Source organism: Neobacillus drentensis (assembly GCF_036966985.1).
GTDB lineage: Bacteria > Bacillota > Bacilli > Bacillales > Cytobacillaceae > Neobacillus > Neobacillus drentensis_E.
Genome location: NZ_JBALSN010000610.1, coordinates 1 through 394, shown reverse-complemented (window position 1 = coordinate 394; position 394 = coordinate 1). Strand labels below are relative to the sequence as shown.

1 rRNA gene is annotated in these 394 nt (G+C 35.3%); it reads left to right on the top strand.

Annotated elements, in window-relative coordinates:
* Positions 1 to 326: 326 nt before the first annotated feature.
* Positions 327 to 394 (top strand): 16S ribosomal RNA (locus V7659_RS28985); the annotation flags it as partial.

Below are 394 nucleotides of genomic sequence, written 5' to 3'. Positions count from 1 at the left end.
TCTCCTGGTTCTTTATTGAACCGAGAACCGTTAGACCTTCCTAAAAAAAAGAAAAAACTTTTTGTTGCATAATTAATAGGAGGGTGATACTATAAGGAAGTCGCTTTTGACAGCAGGTTAATCAGTTAAAAGTGAGTGTGAAAAAAGTTGAATTATTATATTGACATAATGATAGAGTTTCGATATAATAATAAATGTCGCTTCTGACGAACAAAATTGTTCTTTGAAAACTAAACAAACAAAATCGTGCAAACAAACAATATTAATCGTGTTTCTTCTATTAATATGAAGAACACGAGCCAACGTAACAAATGAGCTAATCAACTTTCTTGGAGAGTTTGATCCTGGCTCAGGACGAACGCTGGCGGCGTGCCTAATACATGCAAGTCGAGCG